The organism is Nocardioides sp. AE5, assembly GCF_031844485.1.
Lineage (GTDB): Bacteria > Actinomycetota > Actinomycetes > Propionibacteriales > Nocardioidaceae > Nocardioides.
The window spans coordinates 61227-80862 of record NZ_JAUZVI010000014.1; the positions used below are offsets into that span (position 1 = coordinate 61227).

The 19636-nt window shown below is 67.3% G+C and carries 24 protein-coding genes; 12 read left to right on the forward strand and 12 right to left on the reverse strand.

Features of this window, described 5'->3' with window-relative positions; all coding sequences use genetic code 11:
* Window positions 1-360 precede the first annotated feature (360 nt).
* The 3 genes from Q9R27_RS17345 (at window position 361) to Q9R27_RS17355 (ending at window position 1699) form a co-directional block, all read left to right on the forward strand.
* On the forward strand, window positions 361-564 hold the full coding sequence (locus Q9R27_RS17345; RefSeq protein WP_311253659.1) for a hypothetical protein: 204 nt from the start codon (window positions 361-363) through the stop codon (window positions 562-564).
* A gap of 263 nt (window positions 565-827) precedes the next feature.
* Window positions 828-1286, forward strand: coding sequence for a hypothetical protein (locus tag Q9R27_RS17350; RefSeq protein WP_311253660.1), 459 nt, complete (start codon window positions 828-830; stop codon window positions 1284-1286).
* A 65-nt stretch (window positions 1287-1351) separates the two neighbouring features.
* Window positions 1352-1699: a hypothetical protein gene (locus Q9R27_RS17355; protein ID WP_311253661.1), complete on the forward strand. Its 348-nt coding sequence runs from the start codon at window positions 1352-1354 to the stop codon at window positions 1697-1699.
* Window positions 1700-1744: 45 nt separating this feature from the next.
* Here Q9R27_RS17355 and Q9R27_RS17360 read toward each other — a convergent pair whose 3' ends face one another.
* The 8 genes from Q9R27_RS17360 to miaA form a co-directional block, all read right to left on the reverse strand.
* Entirely contained in the window at window positions 1745-2224 is a 480-nt protein-coding gene (locus tag Q9R27_RS17360; RefSeq protein ID WP_311253662.1) for a DUF3800 domain-containing protein, read from the reverse strand.
* Window positions 2225-2522: 298 nt separating this feature from the next.
* Window positions 2523-3383 carry a nucleotidyl transferase AbiEii/AbiGii toxin family protein gene (locus Q9R27_RS17365; RefSeq protein WP_311253663.1) on the reverse strand — a complete coding sequence of 287 codons (861 nt, stop codon included), beginning with the start codon at window positions 3381-3383 and terminating at the stop codon, window positions 2523-2525.
* Window positions 3380-3937, reverse strand: a complete 558-nt coding sequence (locus Q9R27_RS17370; protein ID WP_311253664.1) for a type IV toxin-antitoxin system AbiEi family antitoxin domain-containing protein — start codon at window positions 3935-3937, stop codon at window positions 3380-3382. The genes Q9R27_RS17365 and Q9R27_RS17370 overlap by 4 nt, the downstream gene beginning before the upstream one ends.
* Window positions 3938-4235: 298 nt before the next feature.
* The gene (locus Q9R27_RS17375) at window positions 4236-4892 is read right to left on the reverse strand and encodes a hypothetical protein (protein ID WP_311253665.1); all 657 of its coding nucleotides are present in this window, start codon (window positions 4890-4892) and stop codon (window positions 4236-4238) included.
* Between the two features lie 116 nt (window positions 4893-5008).
* Window positions 5009-6646 (reverse strand): chaperonin GroEL, encoded by a 1638-nt coding sequence (groL, locus tag Q9R27_RS17380; RefSeq protein WP_311253666.1) that lies wholly within the window; start codon window positions 6644-6646, stop codon window positions 5009-5011.
* A 205-nt stretch (window positions 6647-6851) separates the two neighbouring features.
* Window positions 6852-7721, reverse strand: coding sequence for a hypothetical protein (locus tag Q9R27_RS17385; protein ID WP_311253667.1), 870 nt, complete (start codon window positions 7719-7721; stop codon window positions 6852-6854).
* A gap of 41 nt (window positions 7722-7762) precedes the next feature.
* Window positions 7763-8620, reverse strand: a complete 858-nt coding sequence (gene dapF, locus Q9R27_RS17390) for a diaminopimelate epimerase (protein WP_311253668.1) — start codon at window positions 8618-8620, stop codon at window positions 7763-7765.
* Between the two features lie 109 nt (window positions 8621-8729).
* The gene (gene miaA / locus Q9R27_RS17395) at window positions 8730-9671 is read right to left on the reverse strand and encodes a tRNA (adenosine(37)-N6)-dimethylallyltransferase MiaA (RefSeq protein ID WP_311253669.1); all 942 of its coding nucleotides are present in this window, start codon (window positions 9669-9671) and stop codon (window positions 8730-8732) included.
* Between the two features lie 73 nt (window positions 9672-9744).
* On the opposite strand from miaA, the gene Q9R27_RS17400 reads away from it, so the two are divergent.
* Window positions 9745-9972, forward strand: a complete 228-nt coding sequence (locus Q9R27_RS17400; protein ID WP_311253670.1) for an antitoxin — start codon at window positions 9745-9747, stop codon at window positions 9970-9972.
* 270 nt (window positions 9973-10242) lie between these two features.
* Here the strand turns inward: Q9R27_RS17400 and Q9R27_RS17405 are convergent, their stop codons facing one another.
* Window positions 10243-10899 (reverse strand): methyltransferase domain-containing protein, encoded by a 657-nt coding sequence (locus Q9R27_RS17405; RefSeq protein ID WP_311253671.1) that lies wholly within the window; start codon window positions 10897-10899, stop codon window positions 10243-10245.
* A 93-nt stretch (window positions 10900-10992) separates the two neighbouring features.
* Here Q9R27_RS17405 and Q9R27_RS17410 point away from each other — a divergent pair, with 93 nt between their 5' ends.
* The 3 genes from Q9R27_RS17410 (at window position 10993) to Q9R27_RS17420 (ending at window position 12936) form a co-directional block, all read left to right on the forward strand.
* Window positions 10993-11448 (forward strand): NUDIX domain-containing protein, encoded by a 456-nt coding sequence (locus tag Q9R27_RS17410; protein ID WP_311253672.1) that lies wholly within the window; start codon window positions 10993-10995, stop codon window positions 11446-11448.
* Between the two features lie 34 nt (window positions 11449-11482).
* Window positions 11483-11740, forward strand: coding sequence for a hypothetical protein (locus Q9R27_RS17415; protein ID WP_311253673.1), 258 nt, complete (start codon window positions 11483-11485; stop codon window positions 11738-11740).
* Between the two features lie 164 nt (window positions 11741-11904).
* Window positions 11905-12936 (forward strand): hypothetical protein, encoded by a 1032-nt coding sequence (locus Q9R27_RS17420; RefSeq protein WP_311253674.1) that lies wholly within the window; start codon window positions 11905-11907, stop codon window positions 12934-12936.
* On the opposite strand, the gene Q9R27_RS17425 is transcribed toward Q9R27_RS17420, so the two are convergent.
* Window positions 12937-13209 carry a MerR family transcriptional regulator gene (locus tag Q9R27_RS17425; protein WP_311253675.1) on the reverse strand — a complete coding sequence of 91 codons (273 nt, stop codon included), beginning with the start codon at window positions 13207-13209 and terminating at the stop codon, window positions 12937-12939. It lies immediately after the preceding gene.
* 101 nt (window positions 13210-13310) lie between these two features.
* On the opposite strand from Q9R27_RS17425, the gene Q9R27_RS17430 reads away from it, so the two are divergent.
* Window positions 13311-13733, forward strand: a complete 423-nt coding sequence (locus tag Q9R27_RS17430) for an Hsp20 family protein (RefSeq protein ID WP_311253713.1) — start codon at window positions 13311-13313, stop codon at window positions 13731-13733.
* 158 nt (window positions 13734-13891) lie between these two features.
* Here Q9R27_RS17430 and miaB read toward each other — a convergent pair whose 3' ends face one another.
* Complete coding sequence (gene miaB, locus Q9R27_RS17435; RefSeq protein ID WP_311253676.1) at window positions 13892-15397, reverse strand: tRNA (N6-isopentenyl adenosine(37)-C2)-methylthiotransferase MiaB; 1506 nt, start codon at window positions 15395-15397, stop codon at window positions 13892-13894.
* 264 nt (window positions 15398-15661) lie between these two features.
* On the opposite strand from miaB, the gene Q9R27_RS17440 reads away from it, so the two are divergent.
* The 4 genes from Q9R27_RS17440 to Q9R27_RS17455 all read left to right on the forward strand — a co-directional run bounded on the left by Q9R27_RS17440 (window position 15662) and on the right by Q9R27_RS17455 (window position 19053).
* A complete protein-coding gene (locus Q9R27_RS17440) occupies window positions 15662-16438 on the forward strand; it encodes an amino acid ABC transporter ATP-binding protein (protein WP_397220037.1) in 777 nt (258 codons plus the stop codon).
* A gap of 28 nt (window positions 16439-16466) precedes the next feature.
* Window positions 16467-17375 carry a transporter substrate-binding domain-containing protein gene (locus Q9R27_RS17445; RefSeq protein WP_311253677.1) on the forward strand — a complete coding sequence of 303 codons (909 nt, stop codon included), beginning with the start codon at window positions 16467-16469 and terminating at the stop codon, window positions 17373-17375.
* Window positions 17376-17512: 137 nt separating this feature from the next.
* A complete protein-coding gene (locus Q9R27_RS17450; protein ID WP_311253678.1) occupies window positions 17513-18199 on the forward strand; it encodes an amino acid ABC transporter permease in 687 nt (228 codons plus the stop codon).
* Complete coding sequence (locus Q9R27_RS17455; protein ID WP_311253679.1) at window positions 18196-19053, forward strand: amino acid ABC transporter permease; 858 nt, start codon at window positions 18196-18198, stop codon at window positions 19051-19053. The genes Q9R27_RS17450 and Q9R27_RS17455 overlap by 4 nt, the downstream gene beginning before the upstream one ends.
* 71 nt (window positions 19054-19124) lie before the next feature.
* On the opposite strand, the gene Q9R27_RS17460 is transcribed toward Q9R27_RS17455, so the two are convergent.
* The gene (locus Q9R27_RS17460) at window positions 19125-19595 is read right to left on the reverse strand and encodes a hotdog fold domain-containing protein (protein WP_311253680.1); all 471 of its coding nucleotides are present in this window, start codon (window positions 19593-19595) and stop codon (window positions 19125-19127) included.
* Between the last annotated feature and the right edge of the window lie 41 nt (window positions 19596-19636).

Sequence of the window (19636 nt, forward strand, 5' to 3'; positions counted from 1 at the left end):
AATGTCACACGACTATTACATTGCCCTGCCACTAGGACAGCTCGCTGACCGAACTGAGTGCGATCCTGCTCTGCGACGCTTCCAATGCACTGCACTCTCAGCATCATGAGCGCACAGGCTCCTGGAGAGCGGGGGCTCGGCCTGATCGATCGTCGGAACCAGCCAAGCCAACGGCTTGTCTCATCCGCTGGATTCGTTGAGTTCGATCTGCCTGGCATCGACCCGAGCCTGTCGGCTTGGTTGATCGACTTACCTGCCATCTAGAAATCTGCAGCTGGATGGTGGAGGTGTCCATGGTCGTCGGGTACGCCGGGCATGTCATGGATTGCGCCCCATGCCTGGCCGCGCAACCATGGGTGGATGGACAATGACACGCTGTACAGGCTCACATTCCTTCTGAATTGGAACAGGGACCGGATCGTGTCCCTTGAGCAAGAAGTCAGGGACCTTCGTGAGGCCCACCGCGACGTGCGGTGGGAGTTCAACCACCAGCGGGAAACCATCCAGCAATTGGAGGAGCGGATCGCGACGCTCGAAGCGAAGCGGCTCCAGCCCGTCAGCTGATCAGGAGTCGGGCTCGACCCCCGACCTGCTCGAGCCCACGTCGCTCAATCATGTTGTTCTGCCAGCTCCACCTCGTCGCTCGGATCCTGCACCGCGGATCGAGGAGGCGCCCAGCGCAGCGAGAAGCACTGCTGCGGCGAGTCCCATCGCCATGAGCTGTCGGGCAACGCCAAACGGAGACGAGCCATAGAGGTCCTCCCCGGCCAGATCGCCGACGAAGCCATAGAAGGCAGGCACCCATCGAGCCGCTCCTGGTCACCGACTTGCCGAGCCGGGACACCGACCGCCTGGCAGATGCCGCCGGCATCACCCAGCGCTGGGCCGAGACCGCACCCGAGAAGCGCGGCGGCCTCGTGGCCGAGTTGCAGGAGCAGGGACGGATCATCGCCATTGTGGGCCCCTGCACCGGCCAAGCGGAGGCACCTGCCGAGGCCGCGCTCTCCGTCGGGGACGATCCCGCGTCCGACATCACGATGCGCGACTTCGACGTGTCGCTGGTCGCCGATGCGTTCTCGCTCACCCGGCGACTGCCCCGCGCGCTCGACATCAACCGGATCATCACGTTGGTGGCGTTGGTGCTGGCCTTGCCGTTGGCCGTCTTCACCGATCTGCACTGGGCCGTGCCCGCAACGATCCTCGCCACGGGCCTGGTCGCGGTGAGCCTGCAGTCGACACGTGTGCGCGCAGGGATCGGGGTATATCCGCCGCCCCCGAAGGACTGAACTGCCGCGGTGGCGGCGTCGTACTCACGCACGGCGCCCAACCACGCCCGACGCACAATGGAGCCATGGTCGACCAGTTGATCTCCGCACGGGCGCTCGTGATGCGCGACCTCGAAGCAACCGGCGTGGCCAGTGCCGACGTGGTCTCGATCCTCGAGGATGCCGTCAGCGAACGACGCTGGTGGGCCGAGCAGTGGCCCGAAGGAGCGGTGTACGTCGGCGGCCTGGTCGCCCAGGACGTGCAGGACGCGCTCCTCGAACGCGTCGGGCGCTGGCCGTTGTGCACGCACTGCGCCGATGACGACACCCACCCGCTCTACATCGAGCCCGAGCTCGGCGGGCCCGACCCGCACTGGGTCTGCGAACACTCCGGCACCGTCATCGCCCCGCTCGGCAAACTGCTCAACGGGTGAATATCAGCCCATCACCCTTGCGGAAGACGAGCTTGCCCTCGTCCATCAATTTCCGGACCTGAGGGCGGGGAATCGCTTCTTGACGATCTTGCGCAGGTAGTCCTTCTGCAATGTCTGCTTGGTCCGGAAGAAGAATAGGTCGGAGCGCGACAGGGCGTTGTCCTCGACTTTGGCTCGCAACAGTTCGAGCGTGCAGAACAGGTCCGCCGCTTGGAACAGCCGGTAGTCCTTCGGCTTGACGTTGCGGAAGTCGACGTCGAAGAAGAACGCGTTGAACACGGAGTTCAGGGTCCGCGTGACCTCGGTCTGCCCGTTGTCGTAATGGGCGATCACCTTGTCGAAGGCGAGGAAGTACTCGGCGTTCTCGCGCAAGAACAAGCCGGGTTGACGGGCCAACGCGCCTTCGAGCTTGAGCGCGTCGCCGAACTCCTTCTTCCGGAAGACGAAGTGCTGGTAGGTGATGTTCACCCGACGTGCGAAACCGTGGAAACGAGTGAAGATCGCCTTGCGCTCGGCGATGTCCATCCCGCGATAGCCCTCTTCCCCCCCGGATGGCGGCCCCGGAGTGCACGACGTGGCGGCCAGGGAAACCAAGGTTCATCAATGACGCGTCAAGAGCAGCGACATCCTCAGCGATACTGTGCCGCTGCTCATGGAGCACGATGGAGAGGACGTAATAGCCCGTCCGGGCTGAATCGAAATGTCCGGACTCGTCAATGAAGATGCTGAGTTCAGCCACGATCCCCCCGAGAAGATGAATGGCGGGGGACTTCCCCCGCCACCATGTGGGTCTAGACGTTTCCGCCAACCCAGTGCCACCAGACTACCACGGCGCCCCGTGCGACAACACCGGATCAAGAACGGCAGCGACGCGCCGCATCTGGTCGTCGAGGTCGGCTTCGCTGATGCCTTCGAGGCCTACTTTCCTGCGCCAGGCGGCCCACTTCGCCTGCATGTCACCGGTCGCGGCGTAACCCGCCACCACCGACGCGATCGGCCGGAGAACCACTCGTCGGTAACGCGCAACGGCGCGAGCCGACTCCAACAGTTGACCTTGGTCGATCTCGTGGTGCTCGGGCAGTTGAGCGATGTCGACGTAGTCGCGCCAGCGGGTGCTGGTGGTCCCTCGCTCGAGGATGGTGACACCCTTCTCGGCGATAATCGTCTCGGGTGCGTAGCCGAGCATCTCGATCGGTTCGCCGATGACGCGTACAACACGTACCTTCCTGGGCGTGGGCACGATGGGGTCGCCAGTCGAGATGTCCCAAGCGATCGCGATCTGCTGCGTACCGAGGGTGGCGCGGACGCGCATCCGCAGACCCGGGTAGTCGGCCGTCTCACGGATCTCCTCCACGCTCACAGAATCGAGATCAAAATCAAGCCCGTCATCAACTTCGATCGCGGCGACGTCATTGACGATCTGCTCGATGTGCGCTGCTGTGACACTGGCGGACACGGCCTCGGCGTCGACGTCCTTGGTCGGCCGCCGAACGCCGTACACACCGATCAGGATGCCGCCCTTGAGAATGAAGTCCTCCGCGTGATCCGTCTGCGCGAGTCGCGCGAGGAAGGACTCCAGACCATGACGGATCAGGTACGCAGCGGTAGGCGTCGGCTTGCCGTTCAAACGGCCCTCTGCCCGCGCCAGATTCTGGAGTTCGCGGAAGATCTGCTCTGCTCTCACGCGAGCAACTCCAGCGCGTGGAGAAGTGGCCCCTTGGATCGCGGGATCCGTGTGGCCACGTCCATGATGTCAGCCGGCTTCCCACCGCGGCGCAGCCATGCCCGGAGCGCGTCACGTCCGAGCTCGTAGCCGAGCGCGCCGCGAAGGCGGAACGCGTCGACGATCGTTCGCTGTGGCGAATAGATCCCGATGGTCTCCGTGGTGCCGGGGATCTCGATCTGCTCGCGTCCTATCTCGAAGGACTCACGCGCGAACAGATGCCAGCGGATCGCGCCCTCGGATACCGGGATGCGTGAGCCTCGCGGAATGGCGATCTCGAGCGCATCGGGGATGGCGTCGGTCAGGTCGTGATAGGCGAGCGCCGAGGTCAGACAGATCGTCGCGTCGTCGCGTCGACTCGCGGCCTCGAGCCAGTCCCAGTCCGCGGGCGGTGCGTCGGTCGGCCGGTAGAGCCCGCGGGCGATGCGCTCGAAGTCACCCGCAGCGGCAGCCCGATAGAGGGCGCTTCGGGACATGCCTCGCTCAGCAGCCCTCGCCGGTCGCAGGGTCTCCATCCCACTCACCGCCTTCTGAAACGATTCGCATACAGATAATGATACATGCATGCACTTCGTCCCATGGACGTTCGGGTGTCTACGCTGGTGGCCTGACGCGCGACCCCACGCGGACATGCCCAAGGCAAAGGCCACACCCGTTGGTATCGCGACCACTATGGATAAGCCGCCCGGGTGTCGCCGGCCTCTGGTAATGCGCCTGTCATCGCTCCACTCGGCGGAATGCGCAATGAGTGAGTATCAGTCGATCACCTGGATGGACTGATAGCCGCACGCCTGAGAAGCGGACCGACAGCAGTCAGACGGTCGGGGTCGCCGACGGAGCCGGCGACTCGAAGAGCTCCCGATATTCCTCGGGGACCAGCTCGAGCCACTCCTGGGGGATCAGGGTCGCCAGCTCCTCGGGGATGATCCCCTTCAGCTCGGACGGCAACTCCGAAGGCAGGAGCTCCTGCAACTGCGAGGGCAGGTCCTCGGGGCTCAGCGACTTCAGCCCCTCGGGAACCTCGCTGGGCAGCAGCGCCACCATCTGCTTGAGCATCTGCTCGCCGCACGCCGTCCCGACGTACATGCCGAGCGCCTGGAGCGACTCCTGGTCCGCCTCGGGGAGGTCCTGGTAGACCTTGAAGACGTCCTTGGGGTCGGACATCTTGCCGGCGTTGTCGATCAGGACCTGAACGCCGGCCGTGGCCTCGGGCGACATCTCCGCGGGCATCCCGTCGGAGAGCAGGTCCACCAGCGGGTCCTTGCTCGCGTCGGTCGAGGAGATGACTGCCACGATGTTGTCGCAGAACTCCTCCTCGCTGATCTTTGCGGAGTTGGGCGTCGCGGGCGCAGACGACGACGTCGGGTCGCCGGTCGGCTCGCCGGACGTGTTCTGGACTTCCTTGTCCCCACAACCGGTCACGGCCAGGGCCGCCAGCACGGCGGGGACGACGAGGAGTGATCTGCGCATGGCACGAGTGTAGGCACGCCATTCAACGCCGGACACGGAAACAGCCCCGCGCGCACCCGGAAATGCCGAACGGCCCCGGGGGATCCCCGGGGCCGTTCGCCTGGTGCTGGTGCGGATCAGAAGTCCATGCCGCCCATGCCGCCCATGCCACCGGACGGGTCGCCCATCGGGGCAGCCTTCTCCGGCTTGTCGGCAACGACGGCCTCGGTGGTCAGGAACAGGGCCGCGATGGAGGCCGCGTTCTGCAGGGCAGAGCGGGTCACCTTGGCCGGGTCGATGATGCCGGCGGCGATCATGTCGACGTACTCACCGGTGGCCGCGTTGAGCCCGTGGCCGGACTCCAGGTTGCGGACCTTCTCCGAGATGACGCCGCCCTCGAGGCCGGCGTTGATCGCGATCTGCTTGAGCGGGGCCTCGGTGGCGACGCGCACGATGTTGGCACCCGTGGCCTCGTCACCGGAGAGCTCGAGCTTGTCGAACGCGGTGGCGGCAGCCTGGACCAGCGCCACGCCACCTCCGGCGACGATGCCCTCCTCGACGGCGGCCTTCGCGTTGCGGACGGCGTCCTCGATGCGGTGCTTGCGCTCCTTGAGCTCGACCTCGGTGGCCGCGCCGACCTTGATCACCGCAACACCGCCGGCCAGCTTGGCCAGGCGCTCCTGCAGCTTCTCGCGGTCGTAGTCGGAGTCCGACTTCTCGATCTCGGCGCGGATCTGGTTGACCCGACCCTCGATCTGGGCCTGGTCGCCGGCACCCTCGACGATGGTGGTCTCGTCCTTGGTGATGACGACCTTGCGGGCCTGGCCGAGCAGCTCCAGGCCGGTCGACTCGAGCTTGAGGCCGACCTCCTCGGAGATGACCTGACCGCCGGTCAGGATCGCGATGTCCTGCAGCATGGCCTTGCGGCGGTCACCGAAGCCCGGCGCCTTGACGGCAGCGGACTTGAAGGTGCCACGGATCTTGTTCACCACGAGGGTGGACAGGGCCTCGCCGTCGACGTCCTCGGCCAGGATCAGCAGCGGCTTGCCGGACTGCATGACCTTCTCCAGGACCGGGAGCATGTCCTTGACGTTGGAGATCTTCTGGTTGGCGATCAGGATGTAGGCGTCCTCCAGGACGGTCTCCATCCGCTCCGGGTCGGTGACGAAGTAGGCCGAGATGTAGCCCTTGTCGAACCGCATGCCCTCGGTGAGCTCAAGGTCGATGCCGAACGTGTTCGACTCCTCGACCGTGATCACGCCTTCCTTGCCGACCTTGTCCATCGCCTCGGCGATGGCGTCACCGACGGTGGTGTCGCCACCTGCGGAGATGGTGGCGGCAGAGGCGATCTGCTCCTTGGTCTCGATGTCCTTGGCCATGCCGAGGAGCTGCGAGGACACGGCCTCGACAGCGGCCTCGATGCCACGCTTGAGGCCCATCGGGTTCGCACCCGCGGCCACGTTGCGCAGACCCTCGCGGACCATCGCCTGGGCGAGCACGGTGGCCGTGGTCGTCCCGTCACCGGCGACGTCGTCGGTCTTCTTGGCGACCTCCTTGACCAGCTCGGCGCCGATCTTCTCGTAGGGGTCCTCGAGCTCGATCTCCTTGGCGATCGAGACACCGTCGTTGGTGATCGTGGGGGCGCCCCACTTCTTCTCCAGGACGACGTTGCGACCCTTGGGGCCCAGCGTCACCTTGACGGCGTCGGCGAGGGTGTTCATGCCCCGCTCGAGGCCGCGGCGCGCCTCTTCGTTGAAAGCAATCAGCTTCGGCATAACTCCTGCGTTCCTTGCTGCATAAGAGTTGGAACGGAGTCGGGGAGCTGCCCGCGACGGACGATCCGGCTGACCCGGCGGACCCTTCCCGCCGACGCTTCGGACCTCAACTCACCGGTCCCGTTTGTTGTCACTCTCATGGTGAGAGTGCCAGCCCCATGTTTAGCACTCGACCCCTGAGAGTGCAAGGCGACCCGGGGTCCGGTCAGGGGCGTCCCAGGTGGGCCAGCACGGTGTCGGCGAACCGGCCCGCGTTGTCGGGCAGCACGTCGAGGTAGAGGCTCGGCTCGGTGACCTCCAGTTCGCTGACCGCCCAGGTCCCGTCGGCCAGGCGCATCTGGTCCACGCGGGCATAGGGAAGCTCGACGCCGCACAGTCGCTGCGCGGCCCGTACGGCGCGCTCGGCCACCTCACGATGCTCCGCCGAGGGAGTCGCGGCGACCATGGATCCGCCGTACTCCTCGTGCACCCGGATGTCGCCGGCGGCCGGCACCTTCCTGCTCGCCGAGACCACCTCACCGCCGAGCACGAAGACCGACCACTCCCCCTCGTCGTGGATCGACTCGACCAGCGGCTGCACCACCCACGGGCCCGGCGAGAGCTGGGACTCGTCCAGGTCGCCGGGGCCTCCGTCGGCCATGTCGAAGACCACCACGCCACGCCCGCCCGCCGCCGTACGCGGCTTGACCACGGCCGTGAAGAACTCGGCGATCGCGGGCGGCAACTCCTCCTCGCCGTCCACCACGATCGTCGGCACCACCGGTACGCCGGCGGCAGCGAGCTCGGGCAGGTAGGCCTTGTCGGTGTTCCAGGCAAACAGCCCGGCACCGTTGAGCAGGTGCGCCCCGGCCGCCTCGATCCGGCGCGCCCACGCCAGGAACTCGTCGTACCGGGCGTCGTAGTCCCAGGTGGAGCGCAGGCAGACCGCACCGGCGCCGGCCCAGTCGACCTCCGCGTCGTCCCAGGCCACCCAGCGCGCCGTCGTACCGCGGGCCGCGAAGGCGTCGACCAGCAGGTCGCCGCGCGGCTCGCCATCGGGCAGCCCGGCGCAGGTCACCAGCAAGACGTCGGCCATGGAGCGAGCCTAGTGGGTGTCGCCCTGCGTTGGGAGTGCCCTCAGAGAGTGGTGGTGCCCTCGGCGACGATCCGGGCCGGGCCGGTCATCAGGATCCGGTTGTCGTCGGTCCACTCGATGCGCAGCCGACCGCCCGGCACGTCGACGACGTACGGCGTACCCCGCTCGGCGCCGTCGGCCAGCGCGGTCGCCGCCATCACCGCACAGGCACCGGTGCCGCACGAGCGGGTCTCGCCCGACCCGCGCTCGTGGACCCGCATCGCGACGTGGTGGTCGCCCTGGCGGGTGACGAACTCGATGTTGACGCCGTGCGGATAGACCTCCGCGTCGTACGCCGGCTCGGTGAGCAGGTCGCCGGCCTCGGCCAGGTCGTCGACGAAGGCCACCGCGTGCGGATTGCCCATGTCGACGTTCACCGCCGCCCAGGTGCGCTCGCCGACACCGACCTTCGACTCGGGCCCGAAGGAGGGCTCGCCCATGTCGACGGTGATCGCGATGCCGCCCTCGATCTCGTCGTCGACGGAGAAGGTGACCGTCTTGATGCCGGCGCGGGTGGCCACCTTGAGCGGCTCGCGCGGGTCGATCGTGGAGTGGGTGGCCAGGTAGAGGGCGAGGACGCGGACCCCGTTGCCGCACATCTCGGAGACGGAGCCGTCGGCGTTGCGATAGTCCATGAACCACCGCGCCTCGCCGCGCGCCGCGACCGCCGCCGGGTCGTCGGTCGCGTCCGTGCGCACGACCCGGATCACGCCATCGGCGCCGATCCCGGCCCGGCGGTCGCAGAGCCGGACCACCTGGGCGGGGCTCAGCTCGATCTTGCCGCTGGCGTCCGGGACCAGGATGAAGTCGTTCTCGGTGCCGTGTCCCTTGACGAAGTCGTACTCACTCACGCCGCCCATCCTTCCACGTCCCCACGAACGCTCACTCGTTGCGCTCCGAACGCTCAGTCGTTGTGGTCCGAAAGCTCAATCGTTGTCGTAACGGCATCAAGGATTGAGCTTTCGAGCATCAATGAGTGAGCGTTCGTGGGACCAGGGCCGCTGCCTTGTCGGCCAGGTCGGGGTCGTCCCAGGCCAGCCAGGTGATCCGCGGGTCCTTGCGGAACCACTGGTCCTGGCGGCGCGCGAAGCGGCGCGTCGCGATCACGGTCCGCTCCCGGGCCTCCGCCTCGGTGAGTTCGCCCCGCAGGTGCGCCATCACCTCCGGATAGCCGATCGCGCGACTCGCGGTCCGGGCCCCGGCCAACCCCCGCTCCACCAGGGCAGCGACCTCGTCGACGAAGCCTGCTTCGAACATCGCGTCCACCCGGCGCTCGATCCGCTGGTGCAACGTGGCCCGGTCGATCGCGACGCCGATCTGGTGCGCGTTCGCCACGGCGTACGCCAGGCGCGGCAAGGTGGCGCTGAACTTCTCACCGGTCAGCTCGATCACCTCGAGCGCCCGTACGATCCGACGTCCGTTGGAGGCCAGGATGGCTGCGGCAGCATCGGGGTCCAGCGTCGCCAGGCGCTCATGGAGTACGCCGGACCCGACGCGCTCCAGCTCATCGGTGAGCCGGCGGCGTACGTCGGGATCGGTGCCGGGGAACGCGAACTCGTCGAGCACGGCGCGGGTGTAGAGCGCCGAGCCGCCGACCAGGATCGGCGTCGTACCGGCGTCGCGGAGCCGGGTGATGGTGGCGCGGGCCAGCGCCTGGAACTCCGCCACCGAGGCCACCTGGTCGATGTCGAGGAAGTCGAGCAGGTGGTGGGTGATGCCGCGGCGCTGGTCGGGCGGCTGCTTGGCGGTGCCGATGTCCATCCCGCGATAGACCTGCATCGCGTCGGTGTTGACCACCTCGCCGCCGAGCCGTTCGGCGAGTGCCAGGGAGAGGTCCGTCTTCCCTGCCGCGGTCGGCCCGACCACGGCGATCACCGGCACTGCGTCCGGTGGCTGGGATGAATCGGACATGGGGCCTAGTCTTCCAGAGTCAACATCTCGGGCCGCGGACACGACCGTCACGGCTGGAACGAAGGAGAAGCACATGGGATTCCTCGACAAGCTCAAGGGCAAGAGCGGCGACATCAAGGACAAGGCCGCCGACGCCGTCGACAAGCACGGCGAGAAGATCGGTGACGGCCTCGACAAGGCCAAGGACTTCGTCAACGACAAGACCGGCGGCAAGCTAGGCGACAAGGCCGACACCGCGGTGGACAAGGCGAAGGAGGCGCTGGACAAGCTCGACGGCAAGGCCGACGGCGACGTCAAGTGACCTGCCTGCGCCAAGCCTGAGGGGCCCGGGACTTCCCGGGCCCCTCGTGCATTTCCGGGCTGCTCCACCCGGCCGGCTCCCTTGTAGAGCCGGCTCGGCCCCTTGTAAAGCCCGGTCCATGCGCCTGTGCACCTCGCCAGCGGGGTGCAAAGCCAACACAAGGGCGCGGTAGTGCGATGCGCGCGACGTTACCCCGTGCGACGGGCGCGACGTGGCCCCGTGCGATGCGCGCCGCGTGGCCCGTAGTGCGATGCCCGCGACGCGCAGGCCTCAGGCGGTACGCCGCAGCAGGACCACCCCGTCCTCCAGCACCGCCTCCTCGCCGTCCGGGCCGACGGCATCGCGAGTACGCGTCTCGGCGAGCACCGTGCGCCACGAGCCCGCATCGAGATCGAGCTCCGCGATCTCCTGCTCGGGGGTGAGGAAGTCATGGGAGTGACGGTGTCCCTCGTGACCTTCCTCATCGTGCGCTCGGGCCCACGGCGGGAACCCGGCGTGCGAGACCACCAGGAGATGTCCGCCCGCGGCGACCCGGCTGGCGGCATACCGCAGGATCCGGGTCCGCTCCAATTCGACCTGGGAGTGGAAGAAGGTTGCGGTGACCAGGTCGAACTCGTCCTGCGTCCGCCATTCGGTCAGGTCGGTCGCCTCGAAGATCGCCTCGACCCCGGCCGCCGCTGCTGCGGCGCGGCCCCGCGCGACCGCGCTCGGCGAGATGTCGACGCCGGTGGCCTGCCAGCCCTGTTCCGCCAACCAGACCACGTCGCCGCCCTCGCCGCAGCCCAGGTCCAGCGACCTGCCCGGGGTGAGCGTGGCGGCCACGTCGGCGACGGTGGTGTTGACGCGCCCGGACCAGATCTGGTCCTTGCCGTCCGCGGTGTATCGGGCCTCCCAGTGCGCAGCCGGGGTCTGTTCGTTCTCAGTCATGGCACCGAGCATGCATGTTCATGTCAAGGTGAAGTCAAACCCTGTGGCGTCGCCCCCGGGCCGCGGGGAGCGCGCATGGGTAGGGTCAATGTCATGAACCGGTTCGTCGTCGTGCCCGCCTCCTATGTGTACCTGCTGCGCGAGGGCGCCCAGGGCACCGAGGTGCTGCTGCAGTTGCGCCAGGGCACCGGATACATGGACGGCCACTGGGCTGCGGCGGCTGCGGGCCACGTGGAACGCGGGGAGACGGCGTACGTCGCGGCGGAGCGGGAGGCGTTCGAGGAGCTGGGCATCAAGGACGTGGAACTGGAGTTCCTCACCTCGATGCACCGCACCCAGGGCGCCGACCCGATCGACGAGCGGATCGACTTCTTCTTCACTGCCCGTGCCTGGTCGGGCGAGCCGCGGATCATCGAGCCCGAGAAGTGCGCCGGGCTGGACTGGTTCGCCCTGTCCGCGCTGCCGGACCCGGTGGTGCCCCATGAGCGGGCCACCCTGGAGGCGCTGCGCGGAGGCCGGGTGGCGCCCTACACGACCCACGGATTCTGACCCACGGACCACACGATCGAGCGAGGAGATGACGATGAGCGAGAACACCCCCACCCCGGCAGCCGAGGAGCCGCAGATCACCCCGGGCGGCGCGGACTCCCTGGACGACCCGAAGTACGGCGACACCCCCGGCGCTCCGGTGCCGCGCGACCTCGACCCCGACCGCAACCCGGCCGTCGAGGACGTCGCTCCCGAGGAGGTCAAGGAGCCCGACGACAAGCAGCAGGAGCCCGAGGAGGGCTCCGAGGACCTGGACGCTGGCGAGGAAGGTCGCTCCGAAGAGCCAGCCTGACGGCGAGGAGTGAGGCCGGAGGTGGGCCGCTGCCCTGGTTGCGGTGTCCTTCACTGTCACCACATGACAGCAAACGACACGGCAGTTGAGCGTGGAATCGGCAGTTCTCCACAGGTTGCGGCGACCCCGTGGCGGACGCCTCCGGACCGGCGGAGCATCGGGGCATGGAACGCATCGCCGATATCCTCCTCAATCAGGACCAGCTGATCAGCCGCCGCCAGGCCCACGAGTGCGGTCTGGACGACAACGACCTGCGTCGCCTGGTCCGCAATCGCCGGCTGGCGATCGTGCACCCGGGCGTCTATGTCGCGCACACCGGTGCACTCACCTGGCACCAACGCTCCTGGGCTGCCGTGCTGGCGGCCTGGCCAGCGGCACTGTCCCACGACTCTGCGCTGCGGGCGGCCAACGGGCCCGGGCGTCGCGATGGCGCTGGGGAGGGCTTGTTGCACGTGGCGATCGGCCCCGGCCGGAAGGTCGTGGTGCCCGAGGGGGTGGTGCTGCATCGCACCGCCCACCTGTCCTCACGGGTGCACTGGAACCGCTCCCCACCACGGATGCGGATCGAGGAGGCGGCGCTGGACGTGGCTGCGGCGGCGTCCTCGGACTTCGATGCGGTGGCCGTGCTTGCCCAGGTCGTCTCGGAGCGGCAGACCACGGCTGCCCGGTTGCTCAAGGCCCTGGCCGGGCGGGAGCGGATCGCCCGACGCCGTTTCCTGGAGCGGGTCCTCACCGATGTCGCGCAGGGCACCTGCTCGGTGCTGGAGCACGGCTACCTCACCCGCGTCGAGCGGCCCCACGGGCTGCCGGTGGCGGTGCGGCAGGCGATCGACCTGTCGCGCGGCACGCTCTATCGCGACGTGCTCTATGAGGAGTTCGACCAGGTCGTCGAACTGGACGGGCGGATCTTCCACTCCGGCGCACACCGGCGTGATGTCGACCTGGATCGTGACCTGGACGCGGCCGTGGACGGCCTGGCCACAGTGCGAGCGGGATGGGGGCAGGTCCACCTGCGCGCCTGCCGGACGGCGGCCCGGATCGCGCTGCTGTTGCAACGGCGCGGTTGGGACGGCGAGCCGCGCACCTGTCCGGCATGCACCCCGGCCGACTGGCGCCTCTATGTGGAGGCACAACCATGTCGGTTGCAGTCACCTGGTGACAGCAGACGACATGACAAACGGGGCGAGGTCGCTTGATCACCGCACGGAGATCAGGAGCCGCAGCCGGGCGACCTCCTCCTCGAGCGCGAGCACCTTCTCGATGCCGGCGAGGTTGAGTCCCTCGGCGAGCAGTTCACCGATCCGGACCAGGCGAGCGACGTCGTTGTGGCTGTATCGCCGGGTGCCCCCGGGGGTCCGGCCAGGCGAGACGAGGCCACGCCGTTCATAGACCCTGAGGTTCTGCACCTGCATGGAGGCCATGTCGGCCGCCACGGAGATGGCGAAGACACCCACGTGTGCTTCTTCCATCCTGTCCTCCTCGCTTGGCTCGATCTCTACCCTATGCTATAAAAAACCTATAACCACTGATACAGATTCAGTGGCCATCCCACAACGAAGGAGGACCCATGATGTTGATCCGCAACACCGACCCGTTCCGCGAGTTCGACCGCCTGACCCAGCAGCTCATGGGCACCACGAATCGCCCCTCCGTGATGCCGATGGATGCTTGGCGCGAAGGCGACACCTTCGTGCTCGAGTTCGATCTGCCCGGGGTCAGCGCCGAGGCGATCGATCTCGACATCGAGCGCAACGTGCTGACCGTGCGGGCAGAGCGCACCGCCCGGAACGGCGATTGGGAGATGCTCGCCTCCGAGCGCAGCAAGGGAGCCTTCAGCCGCCAGCTCGTCCTCGGCGACAACCTCGACCTGGACCGGATCGAGGCCGCCTACGACGCGGGCGTGCTCCGCCTGAACATCCCGGTCGCGGAGAAGGCCAAGCCGCGCAAGATCGAGATCGGCTCCGTGGACGCCAAGGAGGCGATCACGGCCTGATCTGAGGAGGGAGGCGCAGGTAGGCCGAGGTACGAGGTCTGCCGGAGCCGAGCCCCGCAGGCATCAGGCCAACCGAACACCGGCCTGATCCGAATGAGGCGGGGGTCCGCGGTCACACGCTGACGGCGGGCCTCCGCCTCTTTGCCCGTCCCGGGGACTCAGGCACCGCAGGCGGGGGCGTCCGGCAGCGGCGCCGGGACGCCGATGGTCGGCATCCCGAGGCCGACGCCCTTGGGTGCTGCGGACCGGCCCTCCCAGGCGTCGCCGGAACGGGTACGTCGTACAGCCAGGACGGGTCCCTCAGCGAGCAGGTGGTGCGGGGCACCGCGGGTGATCTCGACGGTGACCACGTCTCCCGGACGGATTGGCCATCCCGCGTCCGCGGACGCCGCGGCATCCGGACCCAGTTCCGGGTTGAAGTGGACCAACCGGTTGTCCGGGCCACGCCCGGACATCCGCTGCGTCGCGGAGTCCTTGCGGCCCTCTCCCTCGGAGACGAGCAGTTCCACCCGCTTGCCGACGAGGCGCTTGTTCTCCTCCCACGCGATCTCGTTGACCAGCGCAGCCAGGCGTTGGTAGCGATCGGCGACCACGGCCGGCTCGATCTGGTCGGGCAGGTCCGCAGCGGGTGTGCCGGGACGGATCGAGTACTGGAAGGTGAACGCGCCGGAGAACCGCGCCTCACGGACCACGTGCATCGTCTCGAGGAAGTCCTCCTCGGTCTCACCGGGGAAGCCGACGATGATGTCGGTGGTGATCGCAGCATCGGGGATCGCGGCCCGCACCTTCTCCAGGATGCCGAGGAACTTCGCCTGCCGATAGGAGCGACGCATGTCGCGCAGCACCTTGTCGGAGCCGGACTGCAGCGGCATGTGCAGGCTGGGCATCACATTGGGCGTCTCGGCCATCGCCTCGATCACGTCGTCGGTGAACTCCGCCGGGTGCGGGGAGGTGAACCGGACCCGTTCCAGGCCCTCGATCTCGCCGCAGGCACGGAGCAACTTGGAGAAGGCCTGCCGGTCGCCGAACTCCACGCCGTACGCATTGACGTTCTGGCCCAGCAGGGTGATCTCGCTGACGCCATCGGCGACCAGTGCCTCGATCTCGGCGAGGATCTCGCCGGGGCGGCGGTCCTTCTCCTTGCCGCGCAACGACGGGACGATGCAGAAGGTGCAGGTGTTGTTGCAGCCGACCGAGATGGAGACCCAGGCGGCGTACGCCGAGTCCCGCTTGGTCGGCAGCGTGGAGGGGAACACCTCCAGGGACTCGAGGATCTCGACCTGCGCCTCGGCCTGGGAGCGGGCCCGATCGAGCAGGGCTGGCAGCGAGCCGATGTTGTGGGTGCCGAAGACGACGTCGACCCACGGCGCCCGCTTGAGGATGGTGTCGCGGTCCTTCTGGGCCATGCACCCGCCGACCGCGATCTGCAGGTCGGGCTTCTTCGCCTTGACCGGGGCGAGGTGTCCGAGGTTGCCGTAGAGCTTGTTGTCGGCGTTCTCGCGCACCGCGCAGGTGTTGAAGACGACCACGTCGGCCTGCTCACCCTCGGGGGCCGCGGCGTACCCGGCGTCCTCGAGGAGTCCGGTGAGCCGCTCGGAGTCGTGGACATTCATCTGGCACCCGTAGGTCTTGACCTCGTAGGTGCGCGTTGCTGCTTCAGTCATGGCGTCTCAAGCGTACGGCGCGGCGCGCCGAGGTCATAAGCCAGCGTCGGACATCTGGCGGCACACGTGATCGCCGCCCAGGCCATGGTGGGATTCGGCGCCCTGGTCACGAAGGACGGGCGCATGCTGTCAGCCCTCGAGCAGTACGCCGTCTGCGACGGGTAGGCGCGCCACCAGACACGAGAAGGCAACGATTCGGTCTCGGCTCTCGCCAAACCGCGCCATTTTGTGGTCCGGATCACATCAACCGGTTAGGTTGCCGCAATGACCTCGGTGCAGAGCAAAGAGACCGAAGCCACCCCCGGCGAGCCCTTGGTGGTCCTCGACGGGGTGAACAAGTGGTACGGCGACCTCCACGTGCTCCAGGACATCAATCTGACCATCCGACGCGGCGAGGTGGTCGTGGTGATCGGTCCGTCCGGGTCCGGGAAGTCCACGCTGTGCCGCACCATCAACCGCCTGGAGACGATCGACCAGGGCACGATCAGCCTCGACGGTCAGGCACTCCCCCAGGAGGGCAAGGCCCTGGCCGGGCTCCGCGCCGACGTCGGGATGGTCTTCCAGAGCTTCAACCTCTTCGCCCACAAGACGATCCTGCAGAACGTGACGCTGGGCCCGGTCAAGGTGCGCAAGAAGTCGAGGACTGAGGCGGAGGCCAAGGCACACGAGTTGCTCCAGCGCGTCGGCATCGACCACCAGTCCGCGAAATATCCGGCCCAGCTCTCCGGCGGCCAGCAGCAGCGTGTCGCCATCGCCCGGGCGTTGGCCATGGAGCCGAAGGTGATGCTCTTCGACGAACCGACCTCGGCACTGGACCCGGAGATGATCAAGGAGGTCCTCGACGTCATGGTCGATCTGGCCAAGAACGGGATGACCATGGTCGTGGTCACTCACGAGATGGGCTTTGCCCGCACCGCCGGCGACCGCGTCATCTTCATGGCCGACGGGGCCATCGTCGAGGAGAACACCCCCGAGGAGTTCTTCACCAACCCGCAGAGCGATCGCGCCAAGGACTTCCTCGGGAAGATCCTGAAGCACTGAACACCACCCACAGGAGAAGGAGATCAGGATGCGCACCAGGACCATTGGGATCGGCCGGAAGGGGATGGCCGTCGTGGCCGGGTTGCTGCTCGGCGTCAGTTTCCTGGCTGCCTGCGGTGAGGCCGGCAACGACGATGACGGCCGCACCGTCGAGGCCGCCGACGACTGCGACGGCAAGTTCGAGGAGGGCTCGCGGATGGCCGAGCTCGCCGAGGCGGGTGAGATCACGGTCGGCGTGAAATATGACCAGCCGGGACTCGGCTACAAGGACGCGACGGCCGACCGGCCGACCGGCTTCGACATCGAGATCGCCAAGTTGCTCATTGCCGACCTGTGCATCGACCCGGCCTCGAACAACGTGACCTGGGAGGAGACCATCTCCGACAACCGCGAGCCCTATCTCCAGGAGAAGCGGGTCGACATGGTGCTGGCGTCGTACTCGATCACCGACGACCGGCGCACCGTCGTGGGCCAGACCGGGCCCTACATGATCACCGGCCAGCAGGTCCTGGTCCCGATCGACAGCGACGTGACCGGGATCGAGGACCTGGTGGGCGTCGAGGTCTGCTCGGTCTCCGGGTCCACCTCACTGAAGAATGTCGAGGAGGCCGGGGCGATCGGCGTACCGGCGGAGACCTATTCGGCCTGCGCCGAGGACGTGGTGAACGGATCGGTGCCCGCGATGTCCACCGACGGCGCGATCCTGATGGGACTCGCCGCGCAGTACGAGGGCGAACTCAAGGTCGTTGGCGACATGTTCTCCCAGGAGCGGATCGGGATCGGCTATTCGCAGGACTATCCGGAGATGTGCGGCTGGATCAACGGCGTGCTCAAGAAGTCCTTCGAGGACGGCAGTTGGGCCGAGGCCTTCGAGTTGACGCTGGGCAAGTCCGGCTCCGAGGTGCCTGAGGTGCCCGAACTCGACGCCTGCCAGTGAGACCCTCACCCGCGTTGCTCCGGGCGCTGGCACCGCGCAACTGAACCCGCCGGCGCCGCCGCGGCGCAGATCGACGAGGAGCGGGGGCAACCCGCAGCGGATTGCCCCCGCTCCCCCGACGGAAGGACTGATCCCGCGTGGGCGTGATCATCGAGAATCGCGAACTGGTGGCTCTGGCGTTCGCGCACACCATCCTGCTCTTCCTGATCTCGGGCGTGCTCTCGATGATCCTGGGCACCTTCCTGGCGGCGATGCGGGTGGGGCCGATCAAGGTGCTGAGCGTCAGCACGGCGATCTTCGTCAGCCTGGTCCGCAACACCCCGCTGCTGATCATCTTCATGTTCTTCCGGATCGGCGCCCCCAAGATCGGACTGAACTTCACCTTCGTGGAGATCGTGTGGGGCGACATCCGGATGACCAACTTCTTCACCGCAGCCGTGGTCTCGTTGACCCTCTACACCTCCACGTTCGTGTGCGAGGCGATCCGCTCCGGCGTCAACGCGGTGCCCCTGGGTCAGGCCGAGGCGGCACGTGCGATCGGGCTCCCCTTCACCGGGGTGATGTCCCAGGTGGTGCTTCCCCAGGCGTTTCGGGCCTCGGTCCCGCCGCTGGCCAGCGTGCAGATCGCGATGCTGAAGAACACCACGATCGCCGGTGCTTTCGGGGTCACCGAGGCGTTCGCCCGGATGCGCTCCTTCACCAATGACCACGCCAGCGAGCGAGTGGCGATCTTCCTGGTCTTCGCCCTGATCTTCGTGCTCCTGGTCGAGATCGTCTCCTTTGCCGCGAACCGGCTCGAGCGTCGATGGAGTGCAGCCCGATGAGCGCAAGCGTCCTGTTCGACAACCCCGGCCCCAAGACCCGGGCCCGGCATCGGATCTACACCGTGATCGGCGCCTTGGGCGTGCTCGGGCTGCTGGGCTATTCGATCTATCGCCTCTATGACAAGGACCAGTTCAGCTATTCGCGGTGGGAGCCGTTCTTCACCCCGGACTACATCCGGGCGCTCCTGGTCAACGGCGTGTGGCAGACCGTGCAGATGGCAGTCTTCGCGGTGATCCTCGCGGTTGTCTTCGGTGTCGTCTTCGGCCTCGGGAAACTCTCCGACCATGCCTGGGTCCGCTGGCCGAGTTGGGCAGTGGTGGAGTTCTTCCGGGCCGTGCCGGTGCTGCTGCTGATGATCCTGATCTTCTTCACCTTCGGGATCAGCCGCGGCACGTCCGGCGCCTTCTGGAGCGTGGTGATCGCCCTGATGCTCTACAACGGCGCCGTGCTGGCCGAGGTCTTCCGGGCCGGCATCCAGGCCGTGCCCAAGGGACAGGGAGAGGCGGCGTACGCACTGGGCATGCGCAAGACGCAGGTCAACACGATCGTCCTGCTCCCCCAGGCCGTGAAGATCATGCTGCCCTCGATCATCAGCCAGTGCGTGGTGGCGCTGAAGGACACCAGCCTCGGCTATGCCATCGCCGCGCCCGGCTTGACCGCGGTCGGCAAGCAGATCTATCAGGGCGGCTTCCAGAACCACGTGCCGACGATCATGGTGCTGGCCGCGCTCTACATCGTGCTCAACCTGATCCTGACCTCGCTGGCCACCCTGGTCCAGAAGAAGTTCGTGGGCGAGAAGAAGGCGCTCTCGATGCCGATGGTTGGCGAGGCGAAGACGGGCGCGCCGGCCTGAGCCTTTGCACCGGCCTCAGTCTTCGTGCCGGAACGGGTCTTCGTGGCCGAACGGCGGCCCCGCCACGTGGCTCAGGACTTTGCGGGCTTCGGGGTCACCCAGAGCTTGATGACACCGTTGAAGCACTCCACGCCGGATGCGGTCATGGCCTTGACCCGCACGTGCAGGTCCGGGTCGTCACCGGTCCACTGCTCGGGATCCGTCTCGGCGACCACGGTGATGTCCGAGTCCGCCTTGGCGGTGTAGTTGATGTCCATCCCCTTGGGGATCCACCGCTTGTCCTTGGGGATGGTCACCTCGGCGAGTGCACCCATCGCGGCCTCGGCGCCGTTGCACAGCGCGATCGCGTGGACGGTGCCGATGTGGTTGTGCACCGCGCGCCGCTTGGGGATGGTGAGCTCGACGTGGTTCGGCTCGACGACCTGGAAGGTCGGGCGAATGGTGGCGAAGTAAGGAGCCTTCTGGCTGAACGCCACGGAGAACGCCTTCTTGCCCATCGGCACTGCCGACATCTTGTTCCACATGTCCAGGATGGTGACCATGCCTGAAGGCTACCGGTCAGTAATCAGTTGTGGAATGTGCC